This is a genomic window from Corallococcus praedator, assembly GCF_003612125.1.
GTDB classification, from domain to species: Bacteria; Myxococcota; Myxococcia; order Myxococcales; family Myxococcaceae; genus Corallococcus; species Corallococcus praedator.
In genome coordinates this window covers 1-5,274 of the sequence record NZ_RAWI01000534.1, presented here as the reverse complement: position 1 = coordinate 5,274, position 5,274 = coordinate 1, and the positions used below count along the sequence as shown (strand labels likewise).

Annotated in this window: 3 protein-coding genes; 1 reads left to right on the top strand and 2 read right to left on the bottom strand. The window is 70.9% G+C overall.

The annotated features are described in order from the left end of the window. The first annotated feature begins 93 nt into the window (after nt 1-93). A complete protein-coding gene (locus tag D7Y13_RS38095) occupies nt 94-1,119 on the top strand; it encodes an asparaginase (RefSeq protein ID WP_120585744.1) in 1,026 nt (341 codons plus the stop codon). Nucleotides 1,120-1,373: 254 nt separating this feature from the next. Here D7Y13_RS38095 and D7Y13_RS38090 read toward each other — a convergent pair whose 3' ends face one another. Together D7Y13_RS38090 and D7Y13_RS38085 are read right to left on the bottom strand one after the other, a co-directional pair. Further along, nucleotides 1,374-2,240: a 50S ribosomal protein L11 methyltransferase gene (locus tag D7Y13_RS38090; RefSeq protein ID WP_120537391.1), complete on the bottom strand. Its 867-nt coding sequence runs from the start codon at nt 2,238-2,240 to the stop codon at nt 1,374-1,376. An 83-nt stretch (nt 2,241-2,323) separates the two neighbouring features. Continuing rightward, entirely contained in the window at nt 2,324-4,927 is a 2,604-nt protein-coding gene (locus tag D7Y13_RS38085) for a M16 family metallopeptidase (RefSeq protein WP_120585743.1), read from the bottom strand. Nucleotides 4,928-5,274: the final 347 nt, after the last annotated feature.

Genomic DNA, 5,274 nt, shown 5'->3' with positions numbered 1-5,274 from the left:
GAGTTCGTCGGCAGCGTCAGATGTGCATAAGAGACAGTCCCCTTTTTCGGACACGTCCCCCGGGTGCGGGTCCCGGTGCGGCAGGACACGCGGATGCCCGTCCTGCTATGGGCCGCCACGCCCATGTCCACCTTCGTCATCGAGTCCACCCGCTCCGGCTTCGTCGAATCCTTCCACGTCGTCTCCGTCGCGGTGGTGAGCGCGGAGAGCACGCTCGTCGCGGCGGCGGGAGACCCGGACCGCGTCACCTTCTGGCGCTCGGCGGCCAAGCCCTTCCAGTCGCTGCCGCTGGTGCAGGACGGCGCGGCGGACCGCTACGGCTTCGGCCCGCGCGAGCTGGCGTTGGCGTGCGCGTCCCACTCCAGCGAACCCGTGCACCGCGCGCTCGCCATGCAGATGCTGCGCGCCTCCGGCTGTGAAGAGAACCAGCTCGCATGTGGCCCGCATCCGTCGCTGTCCCAGACCGTGGCGGAGGAAGCGCTGCGCGCGGGCGTGGCGCTCACGCCCCGGTGGAACAACTGCTCCGGCAAGCACGCCGGCATGCTTGCGCTGGCCCGGCACCATGGGTGGGACCCCAAGGGCTACGCCAGCGCCGGACACCCGGTGCAGGAGCGCATCCAGGATGAAATCGCGAAGTGGACGGGCCTGCCGCGCGACGCGCTGGTGAAGGGCGTGGATGGGTGCCTCGCGGTGTGCTTCGGCCTGCCCCTGCGCGCCATGGCCACCGCGTGGGCCCGCTTCGGCATCTCCGAGGACCCGTCCGCGCGCCGCCTGCGCGAGGCGATGCTGGCGCACCCGGAGCTGGTCGCGGGCAGGGGCCGCGCGTGCACGGAGCTGATGACCGCCTTCCAGGGCGAGGCCGTGGTGAAGATTGGCGCGGAGGGCGTCTACTGCGCCGCGCTGCCCCGGGCCCGGCTGGGCGTGGCCCTCAAGGTGGAGGACGGCGATGCCCGCTGCGCCGCGCCCGCGCTCCTCACGGTGCTCCGGTTCGTGGCCGAACAGCAGGGCATCCCGCTGCCCATGGCGGGCCTGGAGCACCACGCGGAGCCGCGCCTCTTCAACACCCGGGGCGAAGTGGTGGGCTTCCTGCGCGCGGCCGGTTCACTCGGCTTCGCGTGAGGTCCAAACCCAGGCCTGGAGCCCGGCTGTAGCGTGGAAGGTCACACGCGCCGCACACCCCGTAACCCGTCCCGCTACAACCCCGCGTCCCAGGCCCTGCGCTCCATCTGGGGGCGATGCGGGCACGCGGACTGCAATGACTCCCGGCACACGGCGGGAGTCGCGAGGTCCTGAGGTCAAGGGGGAAAGCCTCGCGAGTCCAAGGCAGGGGTCGGGTTGGCGGACACCGTTCGCGACCCGACCCCCCTTTGTTTTCAGCGCTGCAAATCGATGCGCACCCACTCGCCCTGCTGCGCGCCCGCGAGCACCGTGCACCCGAGCTTCCGGAACGCGGCCTCCACGTCCACGCGCTGGTGCGCGAGCACGCCGGCCAGCACCAGCCGATCCTTCGCCTTGGCGACGATGAGGGGCGCCAGCTCAATCAGCGTGTTGGCCAGGATGTTGGCGAGCACCAGATCGAAGGTGCCCGGCACCTGCGTCAGCTCGCGCTCGGAGACGTCCAGGTCCGGCGTCGCGTTGTCGGTGCAGTTCTCCCGGGCCAGCTCCACGCAGACCGGGTCGTTGTCGGTGCCCACCACGGTGCCCGCGCCCAGCTTCTTCGCGGCGATGGCGAGGACTCCCGTGCCGGTGCCCACGTCCAGCACGCTCGCGCCCGGGTGCGTGGCCATGAAGTCGTCCACCGCGGCCAGACACAGCGCGGTGGTGGGGTGGTCCCCCGTGCCGAAGGCCATCTTCGGTTCAATGACGATGCGCAGCTTGTCCTTGGGCGCGTTCTCCGCCTCCCAGGGCGGCCCCACCCAGAGGCGGCCCACCTGCACGGACTTGATGAGCGACTTCCACTCATTGCTCCAGTCCTGCTGGGGCTGCTCGTCCAGGGTGATGCGCGCGTTGGGGTGGGATTCAGCGACCGCGTCGCGAGCGGCCTCCGCGCTGTCGCGGTCCTCGAAGTAGGCGACGACGATGGCCTCGCCCGTGGAGGGCGCGCGCACGCCCGGCATGATGGGCATCTCGTGGTCGCGGACCTCCAGGCCCAGGGCGCCGGACTCGTGGAGCAGGTCCTGGAGAATCTCGGACGCTTCCTCCGCGATATCCACGGTGAGTGAAAGGTAGGTCTGGGACATGCGCCCCTTCTACCCCAGCCGGTGCGGCGTGGAAGCGCCGTTGGGCGCTCCCACGCACGTCAGCCCCGACCCCGGCCGTGTCGCTACGGCCCCACGACGGCCATGGCCACGCGGTCGAAGTCGATGACCCGGCGGGCCACCTCCTGCACGTCCGCGGCGGTCACCTTCGCCACGTGCTCGGAGTAGTGCAGGAAGTTGTCCAGCCCCACGCCGTAGCAGGTGTCCAGCGCGAGCAGCGTCGCGCGGGCGCTGTTGCGCTGAAGGTCGATTTCGTACGAGCCGATGATGTGCTGCTTCGCGCGCTCCAGCTCCGCGTCCGGAATCGGCTCGTCGCGGATGCGCTCCAATTCCTTGCGCATGCCCGCCACGGCCGCGTCCACCTTCTCCGGGCTCGTGCCCATGTAGACGGCGAAGTAGCCCGGATCCAACCCGTCCATGGAGAAGCTGCTCACGCTGTAGGCCATGGAGCGCTTGTCGCGCAGCTCGACGAAGAGCCGGCCGCCCTGGCCCGACAGCACCGTGGACAGCACGTCCAGCGTGATGCGCCACCGGTCCGTCAACCGGGCCGCCTGGAAGCCCATCACCAGGTGAGTCTGCGCGCGCGCCAGTTCCTTCTTCTCCGTGCGCGGAGCCGAAGGCGGCGCTTCCGGCAGCACCTGCTTCGGCGCCACCGCGCCGCCTCGCGCCTTTCCGAAGGACTCGAGCGCCAGCGCCCGCACCTCCTCCACGCGCACGTCGCCCACCACGCTGAGCGTCATCTGCGAAGGGTCCATGTGCTGCCGGTGGTACGCCCGGAGCTGATCCGGCCCCAGCTTCTCCACCGACGCCTTCTCGCCCGTGAGCGGCAGCCGGTACGGGTGCTCGCGGTACAGCGTGCGCGCGAACAGCTCGAAGGCCAGGCTGGACGGCTTGTCCTCGCGGGTGAGGATGTCCTGCAGCAGCAGCGAGCGCTCCCGGGCCACCTCCTCCTCGCGGAAGGCGGGGTTGAGCAGGCAGTCGGCGAACAGCCGGAAGCCGGGCTCGAAGTAGCGCGACAGGAAGTCCGCCTTCAGGCTGACGGAGTTGCGGCCGCCCTGGGCGCTGACGTTGCCCGCGTAGATGTCGCTCAGCTGGGAGATTTCATCCGCGCTGAGCGTGGTGGTGCCGCGCGTGAGGGTGCGGCTCACCAGCGTGGTGATGCCGTTGTCCTCGCTCGTCTCGTAGCGCAGGCCGCCGGTGAAGGCCGCGCGCATGGAGAACAGCGGCACGTGGGGTTCCACGCGCACCACCAGCGTCGCGCCGGAGGGCAGCTTCTCCTGGTACACCTCCGAGCGCGCGGACGCCGCCGTGCTCCGGGCCGGACGCGCCGGGGCATCCGGGGGAACGGGCCGGGAGGCGCGCTCCGGGGGCGTGATGCCGGGGCTCTTGGCCGCTTCGTCCAGCGCGGCGTTCACCGAGGCCTCCGTCAGCTCCGCGGAGGGCGGCACGAGCGCGGTGACGACGGCGTGCTCCAGCCGCAGGTACTTCTGGGCCACGCGGCGCAGGTCTTCAAGCGTCAGCCCGCGGATGTGCTCCATGTAGCGGGCCTCGGACTCCAGGCCGCCGGGGCTCGTCTGGTACGAGCCCAGGTTGCGCGCGGTGCCCTGCACGGTCTCCTTGCGGTAGACGGACTCCGCCTCCACCGCCGACTTGAGCGTGCGCAGCTCCTCCTCCGGCACCAGCGTGGTGCGCAGCGCCTCCAGCACGCGCGCCGTCTGCGTGAGCGCCTTCGTCGCCTGGGCCGGCGGCAGCGTCAGGCCCACGGAGAAGATGCCCGGGTCCTTGGGCGTGTACGCGGAGGCATGGATGTCATTGACCAGGTGCTGGCGGTGCTTCACCTCGCGCACCAGCCACGACGACTCGCCCTGGCCCATGACCATCGCCAGCATGTCCAGCGCGGGCACGTCCGGGTGCTCCAGCTCCGGGATGGCGAAGGACAGGTGCAGGTAGGCTTCCTTCACGTCCTCGGTCTGCACGTGGATGCGCCGGCCGGTGGGCGCCGCGTCGCGGGGACGCTCCACCGGGCCCGCGTAGGGCCGGCCCCAGTCACCGCCGAAAATCTCCTCCACCCACTCGCGCAGCTCCGACTCGCGCAGGTCGCCCGCGACGGACAGGACCAGGTTCCTGGGCGTGTAGTGCCGGTGGTAGAACTCCAGCACCTTCTCGCGCGTGAAGCTGCGCACGCTCTCCTCGGTGCCGATGACGGGCAGCCGGTACGGGTGCGTCTGGAAGGCGGTGGCGAACAGCGCGCGCGAGGCCCGGCGCGACGGAGAATCGGAGCTGCGCTTGATCTCCTCGCACACCACCTCGATTTCGCGCGCCAGCTCGTCCTTGTCGAACGCGGAGCGGCGCACCGCGTCCCCCAGGATGTCCAGGCCCGTGCGGGCGAACTGGCTGGCGATGACGATGTGGTAGACGGTCTGGTCGAAGGACGTCCAGGCGTTGATCTCCCCGCCGTGCGCCTCGATGTCGCGGGCGATTTCACCGGGGCCGCGCCGCTCCGTGCCCTTGAAGAGCATGTGCTCGTGCAGGTGGGCGAGCCCCGCCTGGTCGGGCCGCTCGTCCGCGCTGCCGGCCTTGACCCAGACCTGGAAGGCCGCGACCTTGGCGGCGTGCTGCTCTTCGAAAACGACGGTGAGACCGTTGGGCAGGGCGTAGCGGATGGCCATAGGGAGCGTCCGAAGCTGTCACCGCCCCCCCGGGGAGGCAAGGCGAGGTGTGTGAGGTGTGATGTTTGCCCCATTGGCTAACGCCCGGCGCCCCTCGCGTCGAGCGGACCGTGCCGCCTTCCTCCCGCCAGGCAGGCGAAGCGACGGCGGGGACGTCGCGTAACTGGTGGAAACCCCCCGCCGCCGGTAACCTGGGAAGCGCACATGCCGTCCCCTCCGGATGAGGCGGATCCGTTCGCGGACCTCAAGGATTTGCTGGATGACGGCGACGCCCCCGTGGCGACGCCCGCCCCGGCGCCCTCCAGGCCCATCACGGTTCCCAAGCCTCCCACCAGGGCGGATTCGCC